Source organism: Rhizobium leguminosarum (genome assembly GCF_001679785.1).
Classification (GTDB): domain Bacteria; phylum Pseudomonadota; class Alphaproteobacteria; order Rhizobiales; family Rhizobiaceae; genus Rhizobium; species Rhizobium leguminosarum_R.
The window spans coordinates 2,672,305-2,696,648 of sequence record NZ_CP016286.1 but is presented as its reverse complement, the minus strand read 5'-3'; the positions used below and the strand labels follow the sequence as shown (position 1 = coordinate 2,696,648).

Below are 24,344 nucleotides of genomic sequence, written 5' to 3'. Positions count from 1 at the left end.
AGCGACCTTTGTGGGTCTCGAAAAGATGCGCGGCGCTGCGGTCGTGCATTTTGGGTTGGACGGCGGAAATTTTTCCTGCTATCGGCCTTTTCACGATTTTCGGACCCCTGCTTGATGTTCATTTCCAGAAACCCGCGACGACGCTGATGCTCCCGAACGCCCAAGGCGTGTTCGAGACCCATCAATCTGTCCATCCGGTTTCTGTCATCATGTACAAGCACGATCTCGTCTACCTCACTGAAGACGCGTCTCATGACGCCGCCATCGAACACATCAACGAAGAAGCCTTCGGTCCGGGCCGCTTCACGCGCGCTGCCGCGCGCATCCGTGAGCAGGGGCCGCATGATCTGTCGCTTTCCTTCATCTGCACCGATAATGGTGAGACGATCGCCTCCGTGCGCATGACGCCGGTGCTGGCTGGAACGGTGAAGGGACATCTGCTCGGCCCGCTCGCCGTCCGCCCCTCCCACAAGAACAAGGGCATCGGCCGGGAACTGGTGCGGATCGCGGTGGAGGCGGCAAGACGCAAGGGCTCAGAAGCCGTCATCCTCGTCGGCGATCCACCCTATTACGGCCCGCTCGGCTTCGAGAAGGTCGCCTATAACGCGCTGTCTTTTCCAGGCCCCGTCGATCCCGGCCGCGTGCTCGTCGTTCCGATCGCCGAGGGCGTGCACGCGCGGCTGAAGGGCACGATCGCCTGGCGCGAATGATCTTGCAACAGCCCGCTAGAACAGGATGATTTTAGGCCGGGTCGGCCTAAAATATCATGCTCTATAGGCTTTTCCGGAGGAAGCTGCGCGTGCGGCCTTCCGGGAAGTCCTCAAGCTCTCCGAAAACCTCATAACCCTGACGCAGATAGGCGCGCAGAGCCTGCGGGTTGAAGGTGTCGATCCAGGCGCCGCGGCACCCCCTGGCTCTCGCCTCTTCTTCCGCCTTTGCGAGGATATTGCCTGATATACCGGTGCCGCGCAGGGTATCGGGAATGTAGAGCATCTGGGTGAAGAGCCAGCCCCAGGCGGTGAAGCCTGAAAGACCGCCCGTCACCTTGCCGTCGGTATCGCGGATGAGGACCGCGAGCGGCCGGCGATCGGATGGGCCGATATCGGCGTTGTTGAAGGCCGAGAGCGCATCGGTGATCACCGCCTGGTCCTCCGGCGAGGGAGAGGCGGTGAGCTCGAATTCCGGCATGAGATTAGCGCCCTTCACGCCACCACATGGCGCCGAAGGCGAGCAGCAGGATGCCGACGCCGGCGAAACCGGCAAAGAGCGGCAGCGTGTTGATGCCCTTCAAAACAGTTTCGTTGGTCATGCGGATCATCATGCGATCGTTGTCGGAGACGCGGACCTGGCCGCGCACCGGCAGGATCGGCGGCACGGAGATCGCGCCATTTGCGTTGGAGACGCGGGCGACGAGACCCTTGCTTCTGTCGGCGACCGGCTGGAGTACATCGGTCGTCGAGATCATCGCCTTGAATTCCGGTGCGTCGACGGCGCCGATATGGACAAGCGTCGACAGCCTGCCGTTGCGGACTTCGAAGAGGCCGATTTCGTCCATCCTCTTCTCGGCCTTGTAGAGCCCGGGTTCGGACTGGGTGAGCGGCAGGGTTTCGGTCTTGCCGGAGGGATAACGCACGGTGGCATTGCCGGGATTGTCGCCGATCGTCTGGCGGGTGACTTCAAGCGTTCGGCCGGAGGCGCGCGCCGTTAGCGCTTCTTCCTCGAGTGCGGGCTCCTTCATCAGCCAATGGGCGATACGGCGATAGAGCGAAACGTTCGGACCGCCGCCTTCGAAGCCGCGCGCCCAGAGCCAGCCCTGATCGGAAAGCAGCATGGCGACGCGGCCCTGGCCGGCGCGGTTCAGCACCAGCAGCGGGTGGTTGTCGGCGCCGAGCATGATCGTCTCGCCCTGTGGCCGGTCGACATCGACACTGCGGAACCAGCGGCCCCAATGCGGCGGGTCCTCGCCCGAACCATCAAGGCCGCGCGTGACCGGATGTTTACGGCCTTCCTCGGAGAGGCGGGGATAGAAGGCCTTCTCGATCATCTCTCCGGTGGGCGTTGCGGGCAGAACCGAGGAAAGCGGCGTCAGTGCAATGGAATCGGGGCCAGCATGCTCGGGACCGGCGGCGATCAGCAGCGCGCCGCCATTGTCGACATATTGCGCGATGTAATCGTAATAGAGCAGCGGCAGCACGCCGCGGTGCTGGTAGCGATCGAAGATGATCAGGTCGAAATCCTTAATCTTGTCGACGAAGAGCTCGCGCGTCGGGAAGGCAATCAGCGACAGCTCGTTGATCGGCGTGCCGTCCTGCTTTTCCGGCGGACGCAGGATGGTGAAGTGGACGAGATCGACCGAGGCATCGGATTTCAGCAGGTTGCGCCAGGCGCGCTCGCCGGCATGCGGCTCACCGGAGACAAGCAGGACGCGGAGATTCTGGCGGATGCCGTCGATGACATGGACGGCGCGGTTGTTGGCGGTGGTGACTTCGCCGGGAAGTGCTGCGACCGAGAATTCGAGCACATTGCTGCCGCCACCCGGCACCTTGAAGGAGAACGGCGTATCCTGCCCGGGTGTCGCCTGCAGGGTGGCGATCTCGTCACCATTCAGCTTGACCGTGACATCGGCCGTGCCGCCGGGGCTCGGGCCGTCGTCGAAGACGCGCAAGATCACCTGCTGCTCTTCGTTGACGATGCCGAAGCGCGGTCCCTTGATGACTTCGATGCGACGATCGAATTCGTTGGCCTTGCCGGTTACGAGGCCATGGATCGGCGCGTCGAAGCCGAGCGCCTGATTGGCGCCAGGAACATCATGGACTTCACCGTCGGTCAGCATGATGGCGCCGCCGATACGGGCGGGCGGGACATCGGCAATGTTGGCCGACAGTGCGTCGAACAAGCGCGTGGACGGCACGTCGGAATTGACGTCGCCTTCGACATCGACGAAGCGGGGCTCTATCTGGGGGAAACGGGCGAGCTGTCCCTTCAAGGCCGCAAGCGCATCGTCGGTCATCTTGACGCGATCGGGCGTCTGCTGGCTCTGGCTTCGATCGACAAGAACGGGAACGATCGTCGACAACTGATCCCGATCTTCCTGCAGCAGCACAGGATTAGCAAGCGCGGTCAGCATGGCGAGTGCTGCCAGCGTTCTGACCCAGGCGCCGCGAATGCCGCGCCAGATCGCGAAGGCGGCGATAACAGCGCTGACGACAGCCAATGCAGCCAGAACCGACCAGGGCAGGAAGGGCGAAAAGTCGAATGTCATCTCATTGTCCTAACCGTTCGAGGAGGTCGGGAACATGGACCTGGTCGGTCTTGTAGTTGCCGGTCAGCATGTACATCATGATGTTGACGCCGGAACGGTAGGCATATTCGCGCTGCGTTTCATCCGACGGCACGGTCGGCAGTATCGGTACGCCGTTCTCGTCGATCGCCCAGGCGCCGGCGAAATCATTGCCGGTGATCAGGATCGGCGAAACGCCGTCGGCCGTCGCCGCCGATTTTTCGCTCGGCCCCTGACCGCCTTGCCGGGCCTCGATCCAGAGAGGGCTGCCGGCATAGCGACCGGGAAAGCTCGACAGGAGATAGAAGGATTTCGTCAGCACGTGATCTGATGGTACCGGCTCGAGCGCCGGAATGTCGAGATTGGCGAGAATTGCCTGCAGCCTCTCACCGTTGGCGCTGACATTGCCGCCATTGTCCAATGCGCTGATCTGATCGCGCGTATCGAAAAGCACGGTGCCGCCATTGCGCATATAGGCATCGATACGGCTGATCGCCGCCGACGATGGCATCGGCGCCGTTGCCGAAACCGGCCAGTAGATGATCGGATAAAAGGAGAGCTCGTCTTTCGTGAGGTCGATGCCGACGGGCGGCGCCGGCTCCAGCGTCGTGCGAAAAGTCAGGAACTGGGTCAGTCCCTCAAGACCGCGCTCGGATATATTGTCCACGTCCTGTTCGCCGGTGACGACATAGGCGAGGTGGGTGTTATCAAGTCTTTGCAGGATGAGGTCGTCGCCGGGTTGGGAGTCGTCAGCGTGAAGCGTGCCGGGTTGGATGAGAAAGCCGGCGCAGACCGCGACCGCGATCATCGCGGCGGTGCGGACAGCCGGGCGCATTCGCGAGAATGCGCCATTCATGAAGAGGACGATCAGGCTATCGGCCAAGAGCAGCAGGAAAGCTGCGAGAAAGAGTGCGGGTTTTGCAGACCAGCTTTCGCCGCCGATCAGGCCTTCGCGCACGGCATTGGTCCCTGTTGTGTCGATCGGCTTCAGTTCGGCGTTCTCGGGCAGCACGTTCAGGGAGGTGAAACCATCCTCCGAACCGTAGAGCCCGGGCGGGTTGTCGAAATTTGCCGTCGGTTCGACACCGGCCTGTGGAATGAGCGGCCGCGCCGATCCTGTCTCGGAGACGAGCGTGCCCTTGGCCGTCAGCATGCGGAATGGCGGCAGGGTTTCGGAGACCCGCGTATTGCCGCGCGCCTCCGATGTCACGCCGCCCGAGCGCGATATCTGCAGGAGGTGGCGCAGCATGTCGACGAAAGTGCCTGAGATCGGCAGATCGGACCAGGTCGCTTCCGCGGTGACGTGAAACAGGACGATCTGGCCGGAGGCGAGCTGCTTCATCGTCACGAGCGGCGTGCCGTCAGCCAGGCTCGCCCAGGTTCGTTCGGCAAGATCGGGTGTCGGTTCGGCAAGCACCTGCCGCTTGACGACGACATCGGAGGGACGCGCTATGCCGGCGAAAGGCCCGAAACTCGGAAATTCGGCAAGCGACTGCGGCTCGCTCCAGGACAAGGTGCCGCCCAGCGCCCGTTCTCCCTGACGCAGGATGACAGGGATCAGCGGATCGTCCGCAGGGGCTGCCGCCATGCGCGGGCCGGCAAAACGCAGGAGCATGCCGCCATTCGATATCCAGCGCGTCAAAGGCTCGTAGGTCTCCTCCGGAAGCCGGCCGATATCGGCCATGATAATGATCGAGGGATTGCTGGCGAGAAGTTTTGGTATTGCGACCGAAAGATCGGAATCGGCAGGTTGGATCAGATCCGCATAGGGTTGCAGCGCCCGCTGGATGTAATAGAGCGGCGAGAGCAGCGGCTGGAACTCGTCCCCTCCTCCACCTGACAGCAAGACGACGCGGCGGCGCTTGAATGCGTCGTCGAGAAGGTGGACGGCGCCTGCCGTCGCGCCATTATCGACGCTGACGCGCGCGAAATCGTTGCGCATCTCGAAGGGGGCGGTGATCGAACTGGTCGCAACGCTCTGGCCGGGGCGGAAATCCGCCCTGCCATTGGCGATCGAGCGGCCCTGGGTATCGACGGCGTTCAGCGCTACTGATGCGGCCTGCGCACTGTTGAGCCGCGTGACCTTGACGGTCATGGCATCCGCCGCATTGTTGGCCGCCGTGATCGCGACTGTCCGCGCGGCATCGCCCTCGATCAGGCGGAGATCGGCGGATTGGAGTTCGGCGAGCCTGCGCACCGTCGCGTCGTCGGGCTTGGCGGCGGCGCCGTCGGTCAGGAAGGCGAGGGTACCGGGCTTGATGCCGTTCAGCGCGGCGCGCAGCGCCTGGAAGGCGCGTTCGCGGTCCGGCACAAGCGGTCGTGGCTCGGCGGCGCGCAGCTTGTCGCGGGCGGCAGCGGCGGTGCCGGGCACGGCGTCGTTGGTCGGATCGGCGGTGAAGGCGATCGACACTGGCGTGCCGGCGGATTCGGCATCGTCTATCAATGCGTCGGCGGTCTGGATGCGGCGCTCCCAGTCGGGTGCCGCCGCCCAACTGTTGTCGACGAAGAGGACGAGTGGGCCACCTGATGCGAGTGAACTGGTGCGTGGATTGAAAACCGGATCGGCGATCGCAAGGATGATGGCGGCAGCGAGCAGCATGCGCAGCAGCGTCAGCCACCACGGGCTTTGCGCCGGCGTCTCCTCGCGCTTTAGCACCGAGGCGAGAATTTTCAGCGGCGGAAAGACCTCGGTCTTCGGACGTGGCGGCGTCAGCCGCAGCAGCCACCAGATGACGGGCAAGGCAAGGAGCGCGCCGAGAATGGCGGGATAGGCGAAAGCGAAGGGAAGGGCGTTCATAGCTGCCCTCCATGCGTTGCCTTGGCCGGCATGCCGGACAAATACATGTGCACCGCGACCAGCGCCTCCGACGCAAGGTGATCGGTACGGTGGCTCGCGAAGGTCCAGCCAAGATGGCGCAGCGACTGGCCGAGGCTGTCCCTGCGGGCGAGATAGGCGGTGCGATAGGCCTCGCGGATATGTTCGGCGCGGCCGGAGATAAGCTTGGCGCCGCTCTCCGGATCGGTGAATTCGGTGCGGCCGCTATAGGGGAATATCTCCTCGGCGGGATCTGATATCTCGACCACGTGGCCGCGCAGGCCACGGCGGGCAAGCGGGCCGAGCCGTTCCATGATTGCCGGCGCATCGTCGAGGAAATCGCCGATAAGGACGAGGTCGCTCCAGCCGCGGATCATCGCCGTTTCCGGCAGGCCGCCGGTCAGCGGCGTGTGCATGAGAGCGGCTGCGAGGCGTTCGGCGGCGTTACGGGCGGAGGCAGGTTCCATGATGCCGGGGCAGCCGATGCGCTCGCCGGAGCGGGCGAGGATTTCGGCAAGCGCCAGCATGATGACCAGCGCGCGGCTTTCCTTGGAGACGCTGCCATAGCTCGACTTGTACATCATCGAGGGCGACATGTCGCACCAGAGCCAGATCGTATGCGCTGCCTCCCATTCGCGCTCGCGCACATAGGTATGATCGTCGCGGGCGGAGCGACGCCAATCGATGCGCGACAGGCTCTCGCCCTCGGCATAGGGACGGAACTGCCAGAAATTCTCGCCGATGCCGCGCTTGCGGCGGCCATGCCAGCCGGCGATCACCGTGTTGGCGATGCGCTTGGCTTCCACCAGGCAGTCCGGCACCAGGGCGGCCCGCTGCCTGGCGCGGGAAAGGGCATCGCTGCCTGACGTCGGGTTGACGATCTGTCCGATAGATGCCACGCGTCCGGCTTCCTTATCCCTTTGCCTGCTTGACCAGTCCGGCGATGACATCACGCACAGACATGCCTTCGGCGCGGGCGGCGAAAGTCAGCGCCATGCGGTGCTGAAGAATGGGTTCGGCGAGCGCGAAGATATCGTCCAGAGACGGGGCGAGACGGCCTTCGTAGAGCGCGCGGGCACGCGCGCAGAGCATCATCGCTTGGCCGGCGCGCGGGCCGGGGCCCCAGGCGACATTCTTGTCGGTCGAGGCATTGCCCTGTCCTGGGCGGGCGGAACGCACCAGCGCCAGGATGGCATCGACGACCGTGTCGCTCACCGGCATCTGGCGCACCAGGGTCTGGATCTCGAGCAGCCGCTGTGCATCGATGATGGCTTCCGGCCGGGTTTCGCCCAGGCCCGTCGTCTCAAGCAGGATCTGGCGCTCGGCGGCGAGTTCAGGGTAATTGACGTCGACCTGCAGCAGGAAGCGGTCGAGCTGGGCTTCGGGCAGGGGATAGGTGCCTTCCTGCTCGAGCGGGTTCTGGGTGGCAAGCACATGGAAGGGCGCCGGCAGGTCATAACGCTGGCCGGCGATCGTGATATGGTATTCCTGCATGGATTGCAGGAGGGCCGACTGGGTACGCGGCGAGGCACGGTTGATCTCGTCGGCCATCAGGAGCTGGGCGAAGACCGGGCCCTTGACGAAACGGAAGGAGCGGCGTCCACTGTCGTCCTGGTCCATCACCTCGGAGCCGAGAATATCCGAGGGCATCAGATCAGGCGTGAACTGGATGCGGTTGGCGGCAAGGCCGAGCACCTCGCCGAGCGTCGTCACCAGTCTGGTCTTGGCAAGGCCGGGAACGCCGACGAGCAGGGCATGGCCGCCTGACAGCACGGCGAGAATGGTGTTCTCGACGACGCTTTCCTGGCCGAAGATTACTTTCGAGACTTCACCGCGGATGGCGGCGATATCGGAGAGCGCCTTTTCGGCGGCGGCGACGATCGCCTTTTCATCGAGGCTGGCTTCTGTCTTCATCATACCCATGCGTATCTCCAACGGCTGAAATCATTCGGCAGCGAATCGGCGGACTTAAACATGTGCCTCATGCCCGATAGAGTTATGGAGATGTGACGGGCTGACAAGTTCGTTGCGAATGACTATCTCGTGACTTTACTTCGTTAAGGACAAACCGGGACGGAAGAATGGCAGCCGAGGAAATCAGCGGACAGGCGGATGCGGCGGGACTTGCCGCACTGATTTCGCGCGCGTCTCAGGAAAATGCCGGCAAAAAACGAGGATTACCGCCGGTCGAGCGGTGGAATCCGCCTTTCTGCGGCGATATCGACATGGAAATCCGGGCTGATGGTACCTGGTTCTACATGGGCACGCCGATCGGCCGACCGGCGTTGGTGCGGCTGTTCTCGACGGTTTTAAGAAAAGATGACGACCAGAAGACCTATCTCGTAACTCCTGTGGAAAAGGTCGGTATAAGGGTCGTTGACGCTCCTTTCATCGCCGTGGAGATGAGCGTGACGGAGGGGCAAGGCCAGCAGGTGCTGACCTTCCGCACCAATGTCGGTGATGTGGTGGAGGCGGGAGGAGAGCATCGGCTGCGCTTTGCCATTGCGGGCGCGAATGCCGAATTGAAACCCTATCTGCATGTGCGCGGGCGGCTGGAGGCGCTGGTGTCGCGTGCGGTGATGTATGAACTGGTGGCGCTCGGGGAGACGCTCGAGGTCGAGGGACAGGCGATGTTCGCCGTCCGCTCCGCCGGAGAGGTCTTTGCGATGATGCCGGCCGACGAACTGGATGCGCTTTGCCGATGAATGATGCGATCACCCACCGTTATCCGCTGTTTTCCGCAGCTGAATTCCGCCGCCGCGCGCTTAACCAGAATGGCGGGCCGGTCGACCATGCCTGGCGCGATCATGGAGACCACATCCTCAATCCCGATATCGTGGCCGAGGTCGAGACCTTCAAGCTGCGCGACGCCGCCGTGCTCGTGCCCGTCGTCGACGACGGCGAGGAGGCGCATGTGATCTTCACCAAGCGCACGGCGACGCTGCGCAAACATTCCGGGCAGATCGCCTTTCCCGGCGGCTCGATCGATCCCGCCGATATCTCGCCCGAAATGGCGGCGATCCGAGAAACGGAAGAGGAGATCGGCCTGGCCGGTTCCTTCGTCGAAACCGTCGGGCGGCTGCCGAATTACCTTGCCTCGACGGGCTTCCGCATTACGCCGGTGCTCGGCGTCGTCACGCCGGGCTTTGCGCTGACGCTGAACCCGACCGAGGTGGACGACGTGTTCGAGGTGCCGCTTTCCTTCCTGATGGATCCTGCCAATCACACCCGCGACAGACGTGTCATCGACGGCATCGACCGGCATTTCTACCGCGTGCCCTATGAAACCAGAATGATCTGGGGCATCACCGCCGGCATCGTCCGCACGCTTTACGAAAGGCTTTATGCATGACCGGCATCGCCGACCAAGCATGGTTCCGCGACCCAGCCCTCGGCCGGATTTTAGTGCTTCTCAACGCCGATGGCGGGGAAGGGCGGGTGGTTGGCGGAGCGGTGCGCAACAGCCTGATGGGCCTGCCGGTCAATGATGTCGACATAGCCACGACACTCAGACCGGAGGCGGTGATGGAGCGGGCGGCGGCGGCCGGCATCAAGGCAGTCCCAACCGGCCTGGAGCACGGCACGGTGACGCTCGTCATCGACGGCAAGCCCTTCGAGGTGACGACCCTTCGCACCGACGTCGAGACCGACGGACGCCATGCCAAGGTTGCCTTCAGCACCGACTGGAAGGCAGACGCCGAACGACGGGATCTGACGATCAACGCGCTTTATGCCGATGCGGGGGGCGAGGTGGTGGATCTCGTCGGCGGGCTTGCCGACATCGAGACGCGCAACATCCGCTTCATCGGCGATGCCGCAAGGCGTATTGCCGAGGATCATTTGCGTATCCTGCGCTTCTTCCGCTTCTTTGCCTATTACGGTTCCGGGCGGCCGGATGCCGAGGGGCTGAAGGCGTGTTCCGTCGCGCGTTCGAAACTGACGACGCTTTCGGCAGAACGCGTCTGGTCTGAACTGCGAAAGTTGCTTGGCGCCGACGATCCTGGCCGCGCGCTGCTCTGGATGCGGCAGGTGGCGGTTCTGACGGAAATCCTGCCGGAGTCGGAGCGATGGGGGATCGATGCGATCCCTTCGCTGATCGCCACCGAAAAGGCGCTCGTCTGGACGCCCGATCCGCTGCTGCGTCTTGCGGCGATCGTGCCGCCCGATGCGGCGCGCATGGAGGCGCTTGCCGCCCGGCTCAAGCTCTCGAATGCGGAAGCGGCCACTCTCAAGGCGTGGTCAACGGCAGCGCCGGTTAATGACGAGATGTCGTCGGCGGCCTTCGAACGGTTGCTTTACCGCAACGGCGCCGACGGCATCACGACACGGCTGAAGCTGGCGCTTGCGGTTGCGCGCGGCAAGGCTGAAGTCGATTTCGACGAGATGGCACGGTCGGCGCGGCTCATCAAGCTGCTGGACAGGGCAGTGCAGTGGCAGAAGCCTCGGTTTCCGCTGAATGGCGGCGACGTGATTTCGGCAGGAATCGCCTCCGGCCCGCGCGTCGGCGAGCTGCTGGCCGGTCTGGAAAACCAATGGGTGGAGGAAAACTTCGTTTCCGACCGGGCGGCGCTGCTCGCCCGGTTGCAGGACCGCGTGCAATAATCAGGCTGCGTTCACTTCGTCGCGAATACGAGCTTTGATATTATCCACCATGTTCTCGCGGACCGTGGTTTCGCCGTGAGCATTTTTCAGGTGCTCGACGGCACGGCGGACGACCTCGGCGTCGCTATCTGCCCTTGTATGCCAGGCGCAGCCCGGAACGAGAGTGCCGCATTCGAAAAGTCGCATGGTCTTCTCCTCTGTTCGAAACACAACGACGATCGCGATCTTACGCGATTTATGAATGTGCGGGGGGAGGGAAGGTTCCGGCCGGCATCGACATGCCGGCCAGTAAAGGCCGTGTCAGTCGGGCATTGCCCAGGCTTTGTAGGTATCCAAGAGATGGCGGGGCATGTTGCTGTTGGCGGCCGCTGCTTCGTTCTGCAGCTGTTCCGGCGACTTTCCGCCGGCCAGTTGCAGCTTGACCTGCTCGATGAAGCAGGAAAGCGGCAGATCCGAGCCGCTCTTCGTCCTGAGTTGCTCGGCGATGCGCGTTAGAAACTCCGGGGTGTCGATCGTGCGGGATGTTTCCTGGACATCCGCGGACGCAGGCGAGCCACTTTGTATCGTCATGACAATCCTCCTCCGATTGTTACGCACATACATACAAAGTTAGGACGCACTGAGTTTTCGTGAAGGTCTATCACCTCGAATTTATCGATGAGATATCACAGTTTCATGGCCAGCGGACGACGGGGGGCAACGACGAGAGAATGGATTCAACGTTGCCGCCGGTCTTCAGGCCGAAGATCGTGCCGCGATCATACAGCAGATTAAATTCGACGTAGCGGCCTCGGCGGATCAATTGTTCGTCGCGATCGGCCTCTGTCCACAATTTATTGAAGTTGGAGCGGACGATTTTTGGATAGACCATGGCGAAAGCCCGGCCGACATCACGCGTGAAGGCGAAATCGGCGTCCCAGCCGCCGGCTTCCTCGCTCGAATGCAGCCAGTCATAGAAGATGCCGCCGATGCCGCGGGCCTCGTTGCGGTGTTTCAGAAAGAAATAGTCGTCGCACCAGGCCTTGTAGGCGTCGTAATCGGCAACGGCATGGTTGCGGCAGGCGATTTCCATGGCCTTGTGAAAGAGCTGGCTGTCCTCGTCTTCCTGGGTGCGGCGGCGCGACAGCACCGGCGTCAGGTCGGCGCCGCCGCCGAACCAGCGGCTGGTGGTGACGACCATGCGGGTGTTCATATGTACGGCCGGAACGTTGGGGTTGACGGGATGGGCGATCAGCGAGATGCCCGAGGCCCAGAAACGCGGATCGTCCTTGGCGCCGGGTATCTGGGCGCGGAAATCCGGGGCGAATTCGCCGTAGACGGTGGAGGTATGGACGCCGACCTTTTCGAAGACGCGGCCTTCCATCATCGACATCCGGCCACCGCCGCCGGCGCCGTTTTCGCGTGACCAGTCCTTGGCGACGAAGCGGCCGGGCTCCTGGTCGGACAGCGGCCCTTCCAGCTCATCCTCGATGGCTTCGAAGGAGGCGCAGATCGTATCGCGCAATCCCTCGAACCAATTGCGGGCGGCAGCCTTCTTCTCTTCGATATCGTCAGGCAAGCCGATCGGCAGTTCCGGTCTTTCCATTTACGCCTCCGACGGTCGACATCTCCTTCGGAGGCGACTCGCTCATTCTTGATTGCCCGCCATGATTAGCAGTTGGTGCTGCATCTCGCCAAGCCAAGGCAGGCACTGGGCGCTTCCAAGATTCGACTCGCAAATCGAGAATTTCGATATTACCTTTTCCGAGGAGGTAGGTGTGATGAAAAAAGTTCCAGGGCCTCCGTCTTTCGACGGCCTGAAGCGCAGGATAGCGAGACATCGGGCGGAAAATCCCCCGAGCAAGAAGGACCATTTCGTGCGTGAGACATATTGCCTCGGCCTCATGGACGCACGCGCCAAGGCGCGCGAATGGTTCGACGAATATCCGAAAGCCGCCTACTGGACCGAGGTGGAAAGCTGGCGCCAGCTCGACGGCGACCAGATCGAATTCACCATGCGCCGCCTGCCTTCGGCCGATTGACCGTCACTTCGCAGCGGTGCGCACGCGGCTTTCGATCAGCAGGCCGCTTTCATCCATGATCGGATGCGCCACGGACACGATGTGGGCGTTGAGGCGCTTCAGGTCGCGCAACATGTCGAGATGCAGCGAACTCGTCTGAAGGCTGTCGGCGCGGCCGTCACGAAGGCGTTCGAGGTGGCGCTCGGCAGACTGTTTCTCCATCCGGCGCACCTCGACCTTTACCTCCATCATCTGGCGCGCCAGATTGAAATCGCGGGTGACGAAGATCGTCTGGGCGACGCGCAGATTGTCGATCGTCAGATCGAACAGCTTGCGCAGTTCCTGATGACCGTCCTCGGAAAATTTTAAACCGAGAGAGATTTTCTTCGCCACCTGCTCCGCCAGGCCCTTCTCGATGATATCGCCCATATGTTCGAGATTGATCGCGTAATCGATGACGACGATCGAGCGGCGGGCGTTCTCGTCGCTGAGACCCTCGCGGCCGAGCTTCGAGAGATAGACCTTCACCGCCTGCTGCAGCCGGTCGACGCGCTCTTCGAGGGCGGATATCTCGGCAAGCTTCGATGCGTCGTTACGCTCGAAGGCTTCGGAGACACGGATCAGCATGCGCTCGATCAGGTCACCGACGCCGAGCACCTCGCGGGTGGCGCTGGCAAGGGCAACGACTGGAGTTGAAAGCTCCTGCGCATCCAGATATTTCGGGGCGCTGTCAGGCTCGGCCTGATCCGGCACCAGCCTGGCCATCAGGGCGGCGAGCGGCCGGGAGAATGGCCAGGCCAGCGCCGCCAGCAGAAGGTTGAAGGCAAGATGCGCGTCGACCGGCAGCTTGGCAGGACCAAAGGGCAGCATTTGGATGAGTTCCGCGCCATATCCGGCCAGCGGCAGGGCGACGAGGCAGCCAAGCGTGCGGACGGCGAGATTGCCGAGAGTGACGCGCCGAGCCGAAACCGGGCCGGACAATGTCGCGACGACAGGCGGTATTGCGCCGCCGAGATTGGCGCCGAGCACGAGCACGATGACGAGTTCGGCGGAGACCACGCCGGCCGAGGCGAGCGACAGGATGAGCACCACCACCGCAAGGCTCGACGAGGACGCGAAGGCAAGTGCTGCCGAGACGATCATGGCCACGGGCAGGGCGCCGTCCAGCAGGCCGATGAAGGCGGCAAGGGCGGGAGAGGCGCGCATCGGTTCCGTCGCAAGGCCAAGGAGGTGCAGCGACAACAGCATCAGCCCGATGCCGATCAGCGCCGTGCCGCCCCCCTGGCTGGTGCTGGAACGGCCGCGGCAAAGCACGATCCCGGCAAGGATCAGAAGCGGAGAGAGCCATTCGATGCCCGTTGCCACGATCCAGGCGGTGATCGCGGTGCCGACATTGGCGCCGAGCAGGACAATCTGCGCCATGCGCGGCTTGATCAGGTCACGCTCGACGAAGGAGGCCGTCATCAATGCCGTTGCCGTGGAGCTCTGCAGCGCGATGGTTGCGACGAGGCCTGACAGGAAAGAACGAAGGCTGCCGCGTGTGCCGGTCGCCAGACCTGTTCTCAGGCGGGCGCCGAAGGCCCTGGACACGCCATCCTTTACCTGGGCGAGGCCGAACAGCAGCAGAGCCACGGCGCCGAACAGGTTGATCATGATGATTGTAGAGTCCATTTTGTTGTTTTTATTCTTCTTTCACGGATCTGGAGAAATGCGGTTTTCCTCACATGGCCATTCCAACTTGTTGGAATCATGGAGGCCAATACTGAATTTTTGATTGCCCGGCTAATAAATATACGCCGGTTTGACGGATAGACAACGTTATTTTGCGACATATTCAGGAGCGGATCGGCAATTCCGCGAACTTTTCTCCGCCAGCGCCGGTGTCCGTCAGGCCCAGACGGTTTGGCGCATCGCCTCGCCGACGATCATGGCGGCCGAGACGGCGACGTTGATCGACCGCTGGCCTTCGATCATCGGGATCAGGATGCGGGCGTCGGCGCTCTCATGCACCTGGTCCGGCACGCCGGCGCTTTCGCGACCGAAGAGCAGGACATCGTCCGGGCGGAAAGCAAGATCGGTGTAGCGCTCCGCAGCCTTTGTCGAGGCGAGGATCAGGCGGCGGCCGGTGCTCAGACGCCACGCCTCGAAGCGGTCCCAGTTGACATGGCGGGTGAGGGCGGCGGCGGCGATATAGTCCATGCCGGCTCGTTTCAGGTTGCGGTCGGAGATGTCGAAGCCGGCGGGTTCGATCAGATCGACCGCGAAGCCAAGGCAGGCGGCAAGACGCAGGATGGTGCCCGTATTGCCTGCTATATCCGGCTGATAGAGTGCCAGTCTGAGTGAAGTCATGATGCGCCGTTTTCCTGCTTTCGCCGCTCAAGGCCTAATGCAACTGTGATTTCGGCGCAACAGGGCGCGTTTTGACCCGAAGAGATGAAATTTTTGGCACAACAGGGCTGGAAAATTCCTCGTTTTCGCGTTATCGGTGCATATCTTCAATCGCCAGCAAGGAGCGCCAGAATGAATATTTTGCTGTATGTGCGCCTCCCGGCCGTGATGCCAAGCGGTGCGATTTTCCGCCGATAGTGCGGGTTTCTTCCCTGAATTTCCTTTTTTGATCCATTGTGCGGCTGTCTCAGCCTCGCCCCTTGAACGTTCGGTTCCCATATGTGCTTGCATGGCGCTGGGATGGCGCGAAGCCGGGAGCCGGAACGCTGACGTTTCGGAGCAATTTCATGTTTGGCTGGTTCGAACAGCGACTCAATCCCTTTCCCAGCGAGGACCCTGTCGCCCCGCCGAAAGGTCTCTTTGCCTTTTGCTGGCATTACAGCAAGCCGGCTGCGCCCTGGCTCGGCCTGATGGCCGTGCTGACCGCGCTGATCGCTATCGGCGAAGTGGCGCTCTTCCAGTTCCTCGGCGACATCGTCGATTGGCTGACCAATGCCGACCGCGCCACATTCCTGGAGAGAGAAGGCCACAAGCTTTTCTGGATGGCGGCGCTGGTGCTGGTCGGCCTGCCGCTGACGGCTGGGCTCGAGTCTTTCATCATGCACCAGATGATGCTCGGCAATTATCCGATGATCGCACGCTGGCAGATGCACCGCTTTCTGCTGCGCCACAGCATGTCGTTCTTTGCCAACGAGTTTGCCGGGCGTGTCGCCACCAAGGTGATGCAGACCTCGCTTGCCGTACGTGAAACGGTGATGAAGATCCTCGACGTCTTCGTCTATGTCGTCACCTACTTCCTGACGATGATCATCGTGATTGCGGCGGCGGACTGGCGGCTGATGATCCCGATCCTCGTCTGGCTCGCGGTCTATATCAGCATCGTCGCCTATTTCGTGCCGCGGCTTCGCAAGATCGCGGCGGCGCAGGCGGATGCGCGTTCGATGATGACGGGCCGCGTGGTCGACAGCTATACGAATATCGCGACGGTCAAGCTGTTTTCGCATGCGGGCCGCGAGGAGGTCTATGCCAAGGAGGGCATGGACGAGTTCCTGCAGACCGTGCACAAGCAGATGCGCAAGGTGACGCTCTTCCACATCTTCGTCTATGTGAACAACTGCGTTGCGCTCTTCGTCATCTCGGGCCTGTCGATCTGGTTCTGGCTGAACGGGGCGATCTCGGTCGGCGCCATCGCCATCGCTATCGGTCTTGCCATGCGCGTCAACGGCATGTCGCAATGGATCATGTGGGAAGTCTCGGCGCTGTTCGAGAATATCGGGACGGTCTATGACGGCATGGAGATGATGAGCAAACAGCACGACATCGTCGACAAGCCGGGCGCACCCACCCTGACGGCGAAGAAGGGCGCGATCCACTACGACCGCATCCGCTTCCACTACGGCAAGAGCAAGGGCGTCATCGACAACCTGTCTCTCGACATCAAGGCAGGCGAGAAGGTCGGTCTGGTCGGCCGTTCCGGTGCCGGCAAGACGACGCTGATGAACCTGCTGCTGCGCTTTTACGATCTGGAGACCGGCCGCATCACCATCGACGGGCAGGATATCGCCGGCGTCTCGCAGGAAAGCCTGCGTTCGCTGATCGGCGTGGTGACGCAGGACACCTCGCTGTTGCATCGCTCGATCCGCGACAACATCGCCTATGGCCGTCCCGAAGCAACGGACGACGAGGTGATCGAGGCCGCCAAACGCGCCAATGCCTGGGAGTTCATCGAAGGCCTCGTCGACATGCAGGGCCGCGCGGGGCTCGACGCGCAGGTCGGCGAACGCGGCGTCAAACTGTCAGGCGGCCAGCGGCAGCGCGTCGCGATCGCCCGCGTCTTCCTGAAGGACGCGCCGATCCTGGTGCTCGACGAGGCGACCTCGGCGCTCGATTCGGAAGTCGAGGCGGCGATCCAGGAAAACCTCTTCGCCTTGATGGAGGGCAAGACGGTGATCGCCATCGCCCACCGGCTTTCGACGCTGACGGAGATGGACCGGCTGATCGTGCTCGACAAGGGCCGGATCATCGAGGCCGGCTCGCACAGCGAACTGATCGAAGCAGGCGGTATCTATGCCGACCTCTGGAACCGCCAGTCCGGCGGCTTCCTCTCCGATCACGCCGACGAAGCGGAAGTGGCGGCGGAATAAAGCTCGGCCCTCCCTGCGGGCCTGCTTAACTGTTGAGAACAATTAAGAAGCTGTGCTACATTTCCTGGTCTCAACAAGGATATCGCCTATGGCGACCGTGACGATTTCACTGCCAGACAGCCTCAAGGCTTTTGTCGAAAGTCAGATGGCCAGCAAGGGCTATGGCAATGTCAGCGAATATTTCCGCGGCCTCGTTCGTGATGCGCAGGCGCGCGAAAACGAGGCGCGGCTCGAGGCTTTGCTGCTCGAGGGCCTGGCATCGGGTGATGCCATGGAGGCAACGCCGGCATTCTGGAGCGATCTGAGAAAAGATGCCGCGCAGTTGCTAGCCGCGCAGAGTAAAAAGAAGTCGCCGTGAGGCTTACAGTCAAGCCGGTAGCTCGCAACGATATACTGTTACAGCTTGCCTATCTTGCGGAGCATGGTGGAGAGGAGCTCGGTCTGCGGTTCCTGCATGCGACCGAGCAGTCTTTCACACGCCTTCTCGACTATCCTCATTCCGGCACGCCTAAAACATTTGTCAATTCGCATTTGGCGGGCGTTAGATCATGGCCTGTTTCAGGTTTCGAGGATATTCGCGCTTATTATATCGTTGAGAGTGAAGCAGTTACGATCTTGCGCGTTCTGCACGGCCGCCGGGATGTTATCGGTATTCTTGGCGAGGATTGACGCCCGCGACGACCATGCGGAGCTTGTTTTTCCGCTCACAAACTGTCGGCCCAATCGATCACGCGGTGAGTTTCGACGACCACCATGGTGTTGGCGGCGGCGATCGTGCGCAGCGCGACGAGGCGGCGGTGTTCCTCCTGATCGATCCAGGTGGCAATGGCCTCGGCGACGATCTCGTCGCGCGGCAACCCCAGGGCGAATGCCAAGGCATCCAGCCTTTCTGCAAGCGGAAGCGGAATATGCACATCGAGCATTTTCGTTTCCATGGAAGTGGTCTCCGGTAAAGCGCGATCGTAACGTGAGATTGTGACCGGTTCGGGGGCATTCAATGGGTATGCCGCCGATGTTACCATTAATTACCAAAATATAAGGTTTCGGTCGCTTTTCATTCCCTTTGCCGGTCCGGTTATTCCGCCTATATCGCTTCCATGTTCTTAAGCCCCATCCTCCGCCGGTTCGAAACCTGGATCGATCCGTTCCGCCCACGCGCCAATCTCCAGCCGCCGCGCTCGACGCTCGGTTTCATCTGGTTCTATATCGGCCAGGCGAGGACGCCGTTCATCGCCATGCTTGTTCTCGGCGGCGCGTCGGCGGCGATCGAGGCAGCGCTCTTCTGGTTCGTCGGGCGGCTCGTCGATATCCTCGGCAGCATCACGCCGGGGGCCGGCTGGAGCGGCCTTCTCGCTGCCCATGGCGGCGAGCTGTTCGGCATGCTCGCCCTCATCGGGCTCGTGCGCTTCGTCATCGCCTTCCTTATCGCGCTCGTCGACCAGCAGGTGATCACGCCGGGTTTTTACAATCTCGCACGCTGGCAATCCTATCTCCACGTCTCCAGGCAATCCTTGTCGTTCTTCCAGACCGATTTTTCCGGACGCATCGTCACCAAGGTCTGGTCGGCGGGACAGGCCACCGGCGATCTCGTCACCTCGCTGATGGAAAGCGTCTGGTTCGTCGGCATCTATGCCGTAACGACGCTCGTGCTCGTCGCCCGGCTGGACTTTTCCCTTGCCGCTGTCGTGCTGTTCTGGCTTGGCGCCTTCAGCCTGCTTGCCCGCCACTTCGTCCCGCGGATCCGCCATCATTCCCGCGAAACGGCGGAAGCCGGATCGATGCTGAACGGCAGGATGGTCGATTCCTACAGCAACATGCAGACGCTGAAGCTGTTTGCACGCGACGAGGAGACCGACCGCTACATGCGGCAAGGCTTCGATATTTATCAGGATACGGTGTTGCGATTCACGCGGTTCATCACCGGCGTCAGGGCCTCGATGGCGCTGCTTTCCGGCCTGATGATCGTGACGATGGCGGGCCTGAGCGTCGATCTCTGGCTGCGCGGCCTCATCAGCTCGGGTGCGGTGGCGTTTTCGCTGGCGCTGGTGCTCAGGCTGAATTTCCTGCTCGGACGGTTGATGACGCAATTCAACGGCATCATGCGCAACCTCGGCACCATCCAGAACGCCGCCGAGCTGATCTCCCAGCCTCTGGGGCTCGTCGACCGGACCGATGCGAGGAGCTTGGTGATCCGGCAGCCCGGCATCCGTTTCGACAATGTTTCCTTCCGCTACGGCAAGGGCCACCAGCCGGTCGTCGAGAATTTCTCGCTGACCATCCGCCCGGGCGAAAAGGTCGGGATCGTCGGCCGTTCGGGCGCCGGGAAATCGACGCTGATGAACCTGCTATTGCGCCTCTACGATATTCAGGACGGCCGTATTCTGATCGACGGCCAGGATATATCAGCCGTGACGCAGGAATCTCTCAGGATGCAGATCGGCGTCGTCAGCCAGGACACCTCGCTGCTGCATCGTTCGGTGCGCGACAACATCCTGTTCGGGCGGCCCGATGCCGGCGAGGAGGGGCTGGTCGAGGCGGCCAGGCGCGCCGAAGCCATCGACTTCATCGAACGCCTGCAGGATCAGCAGGGCCGCAGAGGTTTCGATGCGCATGTCGGCGAACGCGGCGTCAAACTGTCCGGCGGGCAGCGGCAGCGTATCGCCATTGCCCGCGTCATGCTGAAGGACGCGCCGATCCTCGTTCTCGACGAGGCGACGTCGGCGCTCGATTCGGAAGTGGAAGAAGCGATCCAGTCCAATCTCCACCGGATCATGGAAGGCAAGACGGTGCTTGCGATCGCCCATCGGCTGTCGACGATCGCCGCGCTCGATCGGCTGATCGTCGTCGATCTCGGACGGATCATCGAGGAAGGCAGCCATGATGCACTGCTTCGCCACGGCGGGCTCTATGCCGAACTTTGGGCGCGCCAGTCCGGCGGCTTCCTTGCTACGGATGAGGATGCAGGCTCAAGGGTCGACGACGAATTCCGCCATGAGGCCAAAATGATTTGATCCGAAGCCGTTCTCGATGCGGCGGACCGATTTCAGCCGCAGCGGCGCGCGGGTAAAGATATGATCGATCGGAATACCGAAGGCGCCGGCGCGGATCGGCCATGTCGCGGGCTCCAGCGATGCCGTGCCCAAGCCTTGAGTGCGCATGAGATACTGCATGTCGGGCGCGAGAATCGACGTATTGAAATCACCGGCCAGAACGAGCGGTCCCGAAAGGGTAGGGATGACCTCCGCGAGATCCCAGACCTCCAGGCCGTGGAACTCGTCGTAATAAGGTTTGGTCAGGTGCGCGGCGAGGAAATTGACCTTCTGGCCATCGAAATTGATCGTCGAGATCGTCAACCGGTTGCGCCAGAGCAGGCCGAGATTGCGGATTCGGGGTTCGATCAGCGGACGCTTCGACAGCACCAACGTATCGCATTGCTCCATGCCGACGCCGCAGCCGATATAATAGGGATAGGTCTTCAACAACCGCGGCAGTTCCGACAGCAGCGGTTCGGCCTCCAGGATGTTGACGACGTCGGCGCCTGAGGCGATGACCATGTCGGCGATGTGAGGGCCGTTTGCGAAATTATCGTTCTCGATGTTGAAGGACATCAGCCTGAAGAGGGCCGGGCGGCTCTCTTCGACTGATGGTTCGACGAATTCGCGCATCATCGCAATGCCATGGACTGCAAGGACCGCCGATACCGCGAGCGTCAGCAGGCCATACCAGTGCCGCTTGACGAGAAGCGCTGCGAAGGAAGCCGCCGCGCCGGCCACCGCCAGATGGACCTGGAAGCTGTAAAAGAAGGATAGCAGATAGAAATCGGTGACGTATCGCAGGGAGACAATGGCGAGAACGAGCGTCGTAAGAACGCTGAATACGCAAAAAATCGTGTCTCTCATCCGCTCCGGTCCGGCTCGCTGGCATGGCTTGGACTGCGCCTATCACGAGGGCTTTTTTGTTGCAATGCAACATAACGGCAAGCGTGTGTTTGCCTTAAAAAATTCATCCGAAATTTCCCGCGACATTGTGCCCTCATCCCCTTGCCAAGGCTGGACATAATTTGCGATCAAGCATAGAACGCGCCGGATTGCTGGGGAATCTATGGCCGAATTGTGTCTAGAGAGATTCGCCGGTAGAGGGGTAGGGCGGAATTCCGCGAAAATTGCGCAGAGGATGTTAGCCGTGAGCGAACACGAAACGACAAGCGAGGGCACGGGCGAACCCACTCGCCGTGATTTCCTTTATCTCACCACTGGTATGGCGGGCGCCGTCGGCGCCGTCGCGGTCGCTTGGCCGTTCATCGATCAGATGCGTCCTGACGCTTCGACGCTCGCTCTCGCCTCAATCGAAGTCGACGTTGCCAGCCTGGAACCCGGCATGTCGCTGACGGTCAAATGGCGCGGCAAACCGATCTTCATCCGCAATCGCACCCCGGAAGAAGTGACGGCCGCAGCCGATGTTCCGCTGTCGGATCTCAAGGACCCGATCGCGCGCAATGCAAACCTTCCCGCCGACGCTCAGGCAACGGGTGTTGACCGTTCGGGCGGCAAGGACAAGGAAAACTGGATCGTCATGATCGGCACCTGCACGCATCTCGGCTGCGTACCGCTCGGCCAGGCCGGCGAATACAATGGTTGGTTCTGTCCCTGCCATGGCTCGGTCTACGACACGGCTGGCCGCATTCGCAAAGGTCCTGCGCCGGAGAACCTGGCAATCCCGACCTTTTCATTTGTGTCCGATACCAAAATCAAGATCGGTTGAGGGGAGACTGATATATGAGTGGCCATTCCAGCTACGAGCCATCAACCGGCCTCGAGAAATGGGTCGATGCGCGCCTTCCGCTGCCGCGCATGGTCTATGATAGTTTCGTCGCCTATCCGGTTCCGCGTAACCTGAACTATGCCTATACTTTTGGCGCAATGCTCTCCGTCATGCTGATCCTGCAGATATTGACGGGTGTGGTTCTCGCCATGCACTATGCCGCCGAGACGACGATTGCCTTCAACTCCGTTGAAAAGATCATGCGCGACGTCAATCATGGCTGGCTGCTGCGCTATATGCATGCCAATGGCGCGTCTTTCTTCTTCGTCGCGGTCTACCTGCATATTGCCCGCGGCCTCTACTACGGCTCCTACAAGGCGCCGCGAGAAATTCTCTGGATTCTCGGTGTGGTCATTTATCTCCTGATGATGGCGACCGGCTTCATGGGGTACGTTCTGCCCTGGGGCCAGATGTCCTTCTGGGGTGCGACCGTCATCACCGGCTTCTTCTCGGCCTTTCCCCTGATTGGCGAATGGTTGCAGCAGTTCCTACTCGGCGGCTTTGCCGTCGAACAGCCGACGCTGAACCGCTTTTTCTCGCTGCATTACCTGCTGCCCTTCATGATTGCCGGCGTCGTCATCCTGCACATCTGGGCGCTGCATGTCGTCGGCCAGACGAACCCGACGGGCGTCGAGGTTAAGACGAAGACGGACACGGTGCGCTTCACGCCCTATGCGACCATGAAGGATGCTCTCGGTGTATCGGTCTTCCTGCTGGTCTATGCCTATTTCGTCTTCTACATGCCGAACTTCCTCGGCCATGCCGACAACTACATCCCGGCCGACCCGTTGAAGACGCCAGCCCACATCGTTCCGGAATGGTACTTCCTGCCGTTCTACGCGATGCTGCGTTCGATCACCTTCAACGTCGGCCCGATCGATTCCAAGCTCGGGGGCGTGCTGGTGATGTTCGGTGCGATCATCGTGCTGTTCTTCCTGCCCTGGCTCGACACTTCCAAGGTTCGCTCCGCGGTCTATCGTCCCTGGTACAAGGTGTTCTACTGGCTGTTCGTGATCAACGCGATCATCCTCGGCTGGCTCGGATCGCAGCCGGCGGAAGGTGACTTCGTCTGGATCTCTCAGGTCTGCACGCTCCTCTACTTCGCATTCTTCCTGGTTGCCATGCCGGTGCTCGGCCTCCTCGAGACGCCGCGCCGCATCCCGAACTCGATCACCGAAGCGGTGCTCGAGAAGCGCAACAAGACAGCTGCCGCCAGTGCAGCGGCCAATGCGTAAGCGCGCGACGGAAGGGAATAGAAACATGAAAACGCTTGTTGCAAGCATTCTCTCGCTCGCTGTCGTTGCCGGTCTCAGCGGCGCGGCTCTGGCCGAGGAGGCGCCCGCCAATGGTGCGGCTCCGGCCCATCACGCGGAAGGTGAGACGCCGCATTATCCGCTGAAGCATCCGAAGGAGGAGGAATGGTCTTTCGCCGGTCCGTTCGGCCATTACGACAAGGGCCAGCTCCAGCGCGGCCTCAAGGTCTACACGGAAGTCTGTGCAGCCTGTCATTCGATGAAGCTCGTGCCTTTCCGCACGCTCCACGAGCTCGGCTATTCCGAGGCGCAGGTGAAGGCCTTCGCCGCGAACTACGAGGTCCAGGATGGTCCCGACGCCAGCGGCGAGATGTTTACCCGCAAGGCGGTTCCTTCCGATTACTTCCCGTCGCCTTTCCCCAATGCTGAAGCCGCGGCTGCTTCCAACAATGGCGCGGCTCCGCCCGATTTTTCGCTGATTGCCAAGGCCCGCTCAGTCGAGCGCGGCTTTCCGCAGTTCGTTTTCGACATTTTCACGCAATATCAGGAAAGCGGCCCGGACTATATCCACGCACTGCTGACCGGCTATGAAGAGCCGCCGGCCGGTTTCCAGGTGCCGCAGGGGGGACATTATAACCCTTATTTCAATGCTGCCGCCGTCCTTGCCATGCCAAAGCCGCTCGCTGACGGCCAGGTGACCTATGATGACGGCGCGCCGGCGACGGTCGACCAGTATTCGAAGGATGTCACCGCCTTCCTGATGTGGGCAGCGGAGCCGCATCTCGAGGAGCGCAAGCGCACGGGCTTCATGGTGATGATCTTCCTGGCGATCTTCACGGTGCTGATCTACCTGACGAAGCGCTCGATCTACGCCAATAAGGAACATTGAGCGGTTCCCCGCCGGATTTCGAAAGGCGGCCTACGGGCCGCCTTTTTTGTTGGTTCCGCCCCTGGCAATTGGTAGGGTGCGGCCAGTTTCAT

At 61.7% G+C, this 24,344-nt stretch carries 24 protein-coding genes; 12 read left to right on the top strand and 12 right to left on the bottom strand.

Annotated elements, in window-relative coordinates:
• Positions 1-146 precede the first annotated feature (146 nt).
• Entirely contained in the window at positions 147-710 is a 564-nt protein-coding gene (locus tag BA011_RS13490; RefSeq protein ID WP_003541792.1) for a GNAT family N-acetyltransferase, read from the top strand.
• Between the two features lie 61 nt (positions 711-771).
• Here BA011_RS13490 and BA011_RS13485 read toward each other — a convergent pair whose 3' ends face one another.
• From BA011_RS13485 to BA011_RS13465, 5 genes are read right to left on the bottom strand one after another with little or no spacing between them, the layout of a single operon-like run.
• Entirely contained in the window at positions 772-1,188 is a 417-nt protein-coding gene (locus BA011_RS13485) for a GNAT family N-acetyltransferase (protein WP_065280840.1), read from the bottom strand.
• Between the two features lie 4 nt (positions 1,189-1,192).
• Positions 1,193-3,262, bottom strand: coding sequence for a hypothetical protein (locus BA011_RS13480; protein WP_065280839.1), 2,070 nt, complete (start codon positions 3,260-3,262; stop codon positions 1,193-1,195).
• 1 nt (position 3,263) lies between these two features.
• Entirely contained in the window at positions 3,264-6,077 is a 2,814-nt protein-coding gene (locus BA011_RS13475) for a DUF4159 domain-containing protein (protein WP_065280838.1), read from the bottom strand.
• A complete protein-coding gene (locus BA011_RS13470) occupies positions 6,074-6,994 on the bottom strand; it encodes a DUF58 domain-containing protein (protein ID WP_065280837.1) in 921 nt (306 codons plus the stop codon). The genes BA011_RS13475 and BA011_RS13470 overlap by 4 nt, the downstream gene beginning before the upstream one ends.
• Positions 6,995-7,007: 13 nt before the next feature.
• A complete protein-coding gene (locus tag BA011_RS13465; protein WP_017961495.1) occupies positions 7,008-8,018 on the bottom strand; it encodes an AAA family ATPase in 1,011 nt (336 codons plus the stop codon).
• Positions 8,019-8,176: 158 nt separating this feature from the next.
• Between BA011_RS13465 and BA011_RS13460 the strand changes: the two genes are divergently transcribed.
• From BA011_RS13460 to BA011_RS13450, 3 genes are read left to right on the top strand one after another with little or no spacing between them, the layout of a single operon-like run.
• A complete protein-coding gene (locus BA011_RS13460) occupies positions 8,177-8,800 on the top strand; it encodes a DUF1285 domain-containing protein (RefSeq protein ID WP_065280836.1) in 624 nt (207 codons plus the stop codon).
• Entirely contained in the window at positions 8,797-9,447 is a 651-nt protein-coding gene (locus BA011_RS13455) for a CoA pyrophosphatase (protein ID WP_065280835.1), read from the top strand. Before BA011_RS13460 ends, BA011_RS13455 begins: the two co-directional genes overlap by 4 nt.
• On the top strand, positions 9,444-10,697 hold the full coding sequence (locus BA011_RS13450; RefSeq protein ID WP_065280834.1) for a CCA tRNA nucleotidyltransferase: 1,254 nt from the start codon (positions 9,444-9,446) through the stop codon (positions 10,695-10,697). The genes BA011_RS13455 and BA011_RS13450 overlap by 4 nt, the downstream gene beginning before the upstream one ends.
• Here BA011_RS13450 and BA011_RS13445 read toward each other — a convergent pair whose 3' ends face one another.
• From BA011_RS13445 to hemF, 3 genes are all read right to left on the bottom strand, one after another.
• Positions 10,698-10,883: a DUF1059 domain-containing protein gene (locus BA011_RS13445; protein WP_065280833.1), complete on the bottom strand. Its 186-nt coding sequence runs from the start codon at positions 10,881-10,883 to the stop codon at positions 10,698-10,700.
• A gap of 114 nt (positions 10,884-10,997) precedes the next feature.
• Positions 10,998-11,267 carry a hypothetical protein gene (locus BA011_RS13440; RefSeq protein ID WP_065280832.1) on the bottom strand — a complete coding sequence of 90 codons (270 nt, stop codon included), beginning with the start codon at positions 11,265-11,267 and terminating at the stop codon, positions 10,998-11,000.
• Between the two features lie 103 nt (positions 11,268-11,370).
• The gene (gene hemF, locus BA011_RS13435) at positions 11,371-12,282 is read right to left on the bottom strand and encodes an oxygen-dependent coproporphyrinogen oxidase (RefSeq protein WP_029873276.1); all 912 of its coding nucleotides are present in this window, start codon (positions 12,280-12,282) and stop codon (positions 11,371-11,373) included.
• A gap of 175 nt (positions 12,283-12,457) precedes the next feature.
• On the opposite strand from hemF, the gene BA011_RS13430 reads away from it, so the two are divergent.
• A complete protein-coding gene (locus BA011_RS13430) occupies positions 12,458-12,718 on the top strand; it encodes a hypothetical protein (RefSeq protein WP_003541775.1) in 261 nt (86 codons plus the stop codon).
• Positions 12,719-12,721: 3 nt separating this feature from the next.
• Here the strand turns inward: BA011_RS13430 and BA011_RS13425 are convergent, their stop codons facing one another.
• Together BA011_RS13425 and BA011_RS13420 are read right to left on the bottom strand one after the other, a co-directional pair.
• Positions 12,722-14,368: a Na/Pi cotransporter family protein gene (locus BA011_RS13425; protein ID WP_065280831.1), complete on the bottom strand. Its 1,647-nt coding sequence runs from the start codon at positions 14,366-14,368 to the stop codon at positions 12,722-12,724.
• 216 nt (positions 14,369-14,584) lie between these two features.
• The gene (locus BA011_RS13420; protein ID WP_065280830.1) at positions 14,585-15,046 is read right to left on the bottom strand and encodes a tRNA (cytidine(34)-2'-O)-methyltransferase; all 462 of its coding nucleotides are present in this window, start codon (positions 15,044-15,046) and stop codon (positions 14,585-14,587) included.
• Between the two features lie 386 nt (positions 15,047-15,432).
• Here BA011_RS13420 and BA011_RS13415 point away from each other — a divergent pair, with 386 nt between their 5' ends.
• From BA011_RS13415 to BA011_RS41580, 3 genes are all read left to right on the top strand, one after another.
• Positions 15,433-17,289: an ABC transporter ATP-binding protein gene (locus tag BA011_RS13415; protein ID WP_065280829.1), complete on the top strand. Its 1,857-nt coding sequence runs from the start codon at positions 15,433-15,435 to the stop codon at positions 17,287-17,289.
• 88 nt (positions 17,290-17,377) lie between these two features.
• Positions 17,378-17,647 (top strand): ribbon-helix-helix domain-containing protein, encoded by a 270-nt coding sequence (locus BA011_RS13410; RefSeq protein WP_065280828.1) that lies wholly within the window; start codon positions 17,378-17,380, stop codon positions 17,645-17,647.
• Complete coding sequence (locus tag BA011_RS41580; protein WP_151343469.1) at positions 17,644-17,958, top strand: type II toxin-antitoxin system RelE/ParE family toxin; 315 nt, start codon at positions 17,644-17,646, stop codon at positions 17,956-17,958. Before BA011_RS13410 ends, BA011_RS41580 begins: the two co-directional genes overlap by 4 nt.
• Positions 17,959-17,993: 35 nt before the next feature.
• On the opposite strand, the gene BA011_RS13405 is transcribed toward BA011_RS41580, so the two are convergent.
• On the bottom strand, positions 17,994-18,224 hold the full coding sequence (locus BA011_RS13405) for a CopG family ribbon-helix-helix protein (RefSeq protein WP_065280827.1): 231 nt from the start codon (positions 18,222-18,224) through the stop codon (positions 17,994-17,996).
• A 162-nt stretch (positions 18,225-18,386) separates the two neighbouring features.
• Between BA011_RS13405 and BA011_RS13400 the strand changes: the two genes are divergently transcribed.
• Complete coding sequence (locus BA011_RS13400; RefSeq protein ID WP_065280826.1) at positions 18,387-20,300, top strand: ABC transporter ATP-binding protein; 1,914 nt, start codon at positions 18,387-18,389, stop codon at positions 20,298-20,300.
• On the opposite strand, the gene BA011_RS13395 is transcribed toward BA011_RS13400, so the two are convergent.
• Complete coding sequence (locus BA011_RS13395) at positions 20,256-21,188, bottom strand: endonuclease/exonuclease/phosphatase family protein (RefSeq protein WP_065280825.1); 933 nt, start codon at positions 21,186-21,188, stop codon at positions 20,256-20,258. The genes BA011_RS13400 and BA011_RS13395 overlap by 45 nt on opposite strands.
• 283 nt (positions 21,189-21,471) lie before the next feature.
• On the opposite strand from BA011_RS13395, the gene petA reads away from it, so the two are divergent.
• From petA to BA011_RS13380, 3 genes are read left to right on the top strand one after another with little or no spacing between them, the layout of a single operon-like run.
• Positions 21,472-22,050 carry a ubiquinol-cytochrome c reductase iron-sulfur subunit gene (gene petA, locus BA011_RS13390; protein ID WP_065282532.1) on the top strand — a complete coding sequence of 193 codons (579 nt, stop codon included), beginning with the start codon at positions 21,472-21,474 and terminating at the stop codon, positions 22,048-22,050.
• A 14-nt stretch (positions 22,051-22,064) separates the two neighbouring features.
• Positions 22,065-23,345 carry a cytochrome b gene (locus tag BA011_RS13385; RefSeq protein WP_065280824.1) on the top strand — a complete coding sequence of 427 codons (1,281 nt, stop codon included), beginning with the start codon at positions 22,065-22,067 and terminating at the stop codon, positions 23,343-23,345.
• A 25-nt stretch (positions 23,346-23,370) separates the two neighbouring features.
• Positions 23,371-24,252, top strand: a complete 882-nt coding sequence (locus BA011_RS13380) for a cytochrome c1 (protein WP_065280823.1) — start codon at positions 23,371-23,373, stop codon at positions 24,250-24,252.
• Positions 24,253-24,344: the final 92 nt, after the last annotated feature.

Bases quoted from the DNA above. Each gene is read 5' to 3' on its own strand.
- BA011_RS13480 (WP_065280839.1), bottom strand. From the start codon at position 3,262: ATGACATTCGACTTTTCGCCCTTCCTGCCCTGGTCGGTTCTGGCTGCA.
- BA011_RS13460 (WP_065280836.1), top strand. From the start codon at position 8,177: ATGGCAGCCGAGGAAATCAGCGGACAGGCGGATGCGGCGGGACTTGCC.
- BA011_RS13395 (WP_065280825.1), bottom strand. From the start codon at position 21,188: ATGAGAGACACGATTTTTTGCGTATTCAGCGTTCTTACGACGCTCGTT.
- BA011_RS13385 (WP_065280824.1), top strand. From the start codon at position 22,065: ATGAGTGGCCATTCCAGCTACGAGCCATCAACCGGCCTCGAGAAATGG.
- BA011_RS13475 (WP_065280838.1), bottom strand. From the start codon at position 6,077: ATGAACGCCCTTCCCTTCGCTTTCGCCTATCCCGCCATTCTCGGCGCG.
- BA011_RS13490 (WP_003541792.1), top strand. From the start codon at position 147: ATGCTCCCGAACGCCCAAGGCGTGTTCGAGACCCATCAATCTGTCCAT.
- BA011_RS13410 (WP_065280828.1), top strand. From the start codon at position 17,378: ATGGCGACCGTGACGATTTCACTGCCAGACAGCCTCAAGGCTTTTGTC.
- hemF (WP_029873276.1), bottom strand. From the start codon at position 12,282: ATGGAAAGACCGGAACTGCCGATCGGCTTGCCTGACGATATCGAAGAG.
- BA011_RS13405 (WP_065280827.1), bottom strand. From the start codon at position 18,224: ATGGAAACGAAAATGCTCGATGTGCATATTCCGCTTCCGCTTGCAGAA.
- BA011_RS13425 (WP_065280831.1), bottom strand. From the start codon at position 14,368: ATGGACTCTACAATCATCATGATCAACCTGTTCGGCGCCGTGGCTCTG.
- BA011_RS13465 (WP_017961495.1), bottom strand. From the start codon at position 8,018: ATGGGTATGATGAAGACAGAAGCCAGCCTCGATGAAAAGGCGATCGTC.
- BA011_RS13380 (WP_065280823.1), top strand. From the start codon at position 23,371: ATGAAAACGCTTGTTGCAAGCATTCTCTCGCTCGCTGTCGTTGCCGGT.
- BA011_RS13400 (WP_065280826.1), top strand. From the start codon at position 18,387: ATGTTCTTAAGCCCCATCCTCCGCCGGTTCGAAACCTGGATCGATCCG.
- BA011_RS13420 (WP_065280830.1), bottom strand. From the start codon at position 15,046: ATGACTTCACTCAGACTGGCACTCTATCAGCCGGATATAGCAGGCAAT.
- BA011_RS13450 (WP_065280834.1), top strand. From the start codon at position 9,444: ATGACCGGCATCGCCGACCAAGCATGGTTCCGCGACCCAGCCCTCGGC.
- BA011_RS13440 (WP_065280832.1), bottom strand. From the start codon at position 11,267: ATGACGATACAAAGTGGCTCGCCTGCGTCCGCGGATGTCCAGGAAACA.
- BA011_RS13455 (WP_065280835.1), top strand. From the start codon at position 8,797: ATGAATGATGCGATCACCCACCGTTATCCGCTGTTTTCCGCAGCTGAA.
- BA011_RS13415 (WP_065280829.1), top strand. From the start codon at position 15,433: ATGTTTGGCTGGTTCGAACAGCGACTCAATCCCTTTCCCAGCGAGGAC.
- BA011_RS13485 (WP_065280840.1), bottom strand. From the start codon at position 1,188: ATGCCGGAATTCGAGCTCACCGCCTCTCCCTCGCCGGAGGACCAGGCG.
- BA011_RS13430 (WP_003541775.1), top strand. From the start codon at position 12,458: ATGAAAAAAGTTCCAGGGCCTCCGTCTTTCGACGGCCTGAAGCGCAGG.
- BA011_RS13445 (WP_065280833.1), bottom strand. From the start codon at position 10,883: ATGCGACTTTTCGAATGCGGCACTCTCGTTCCGGGCTGCGCCTGGCAT.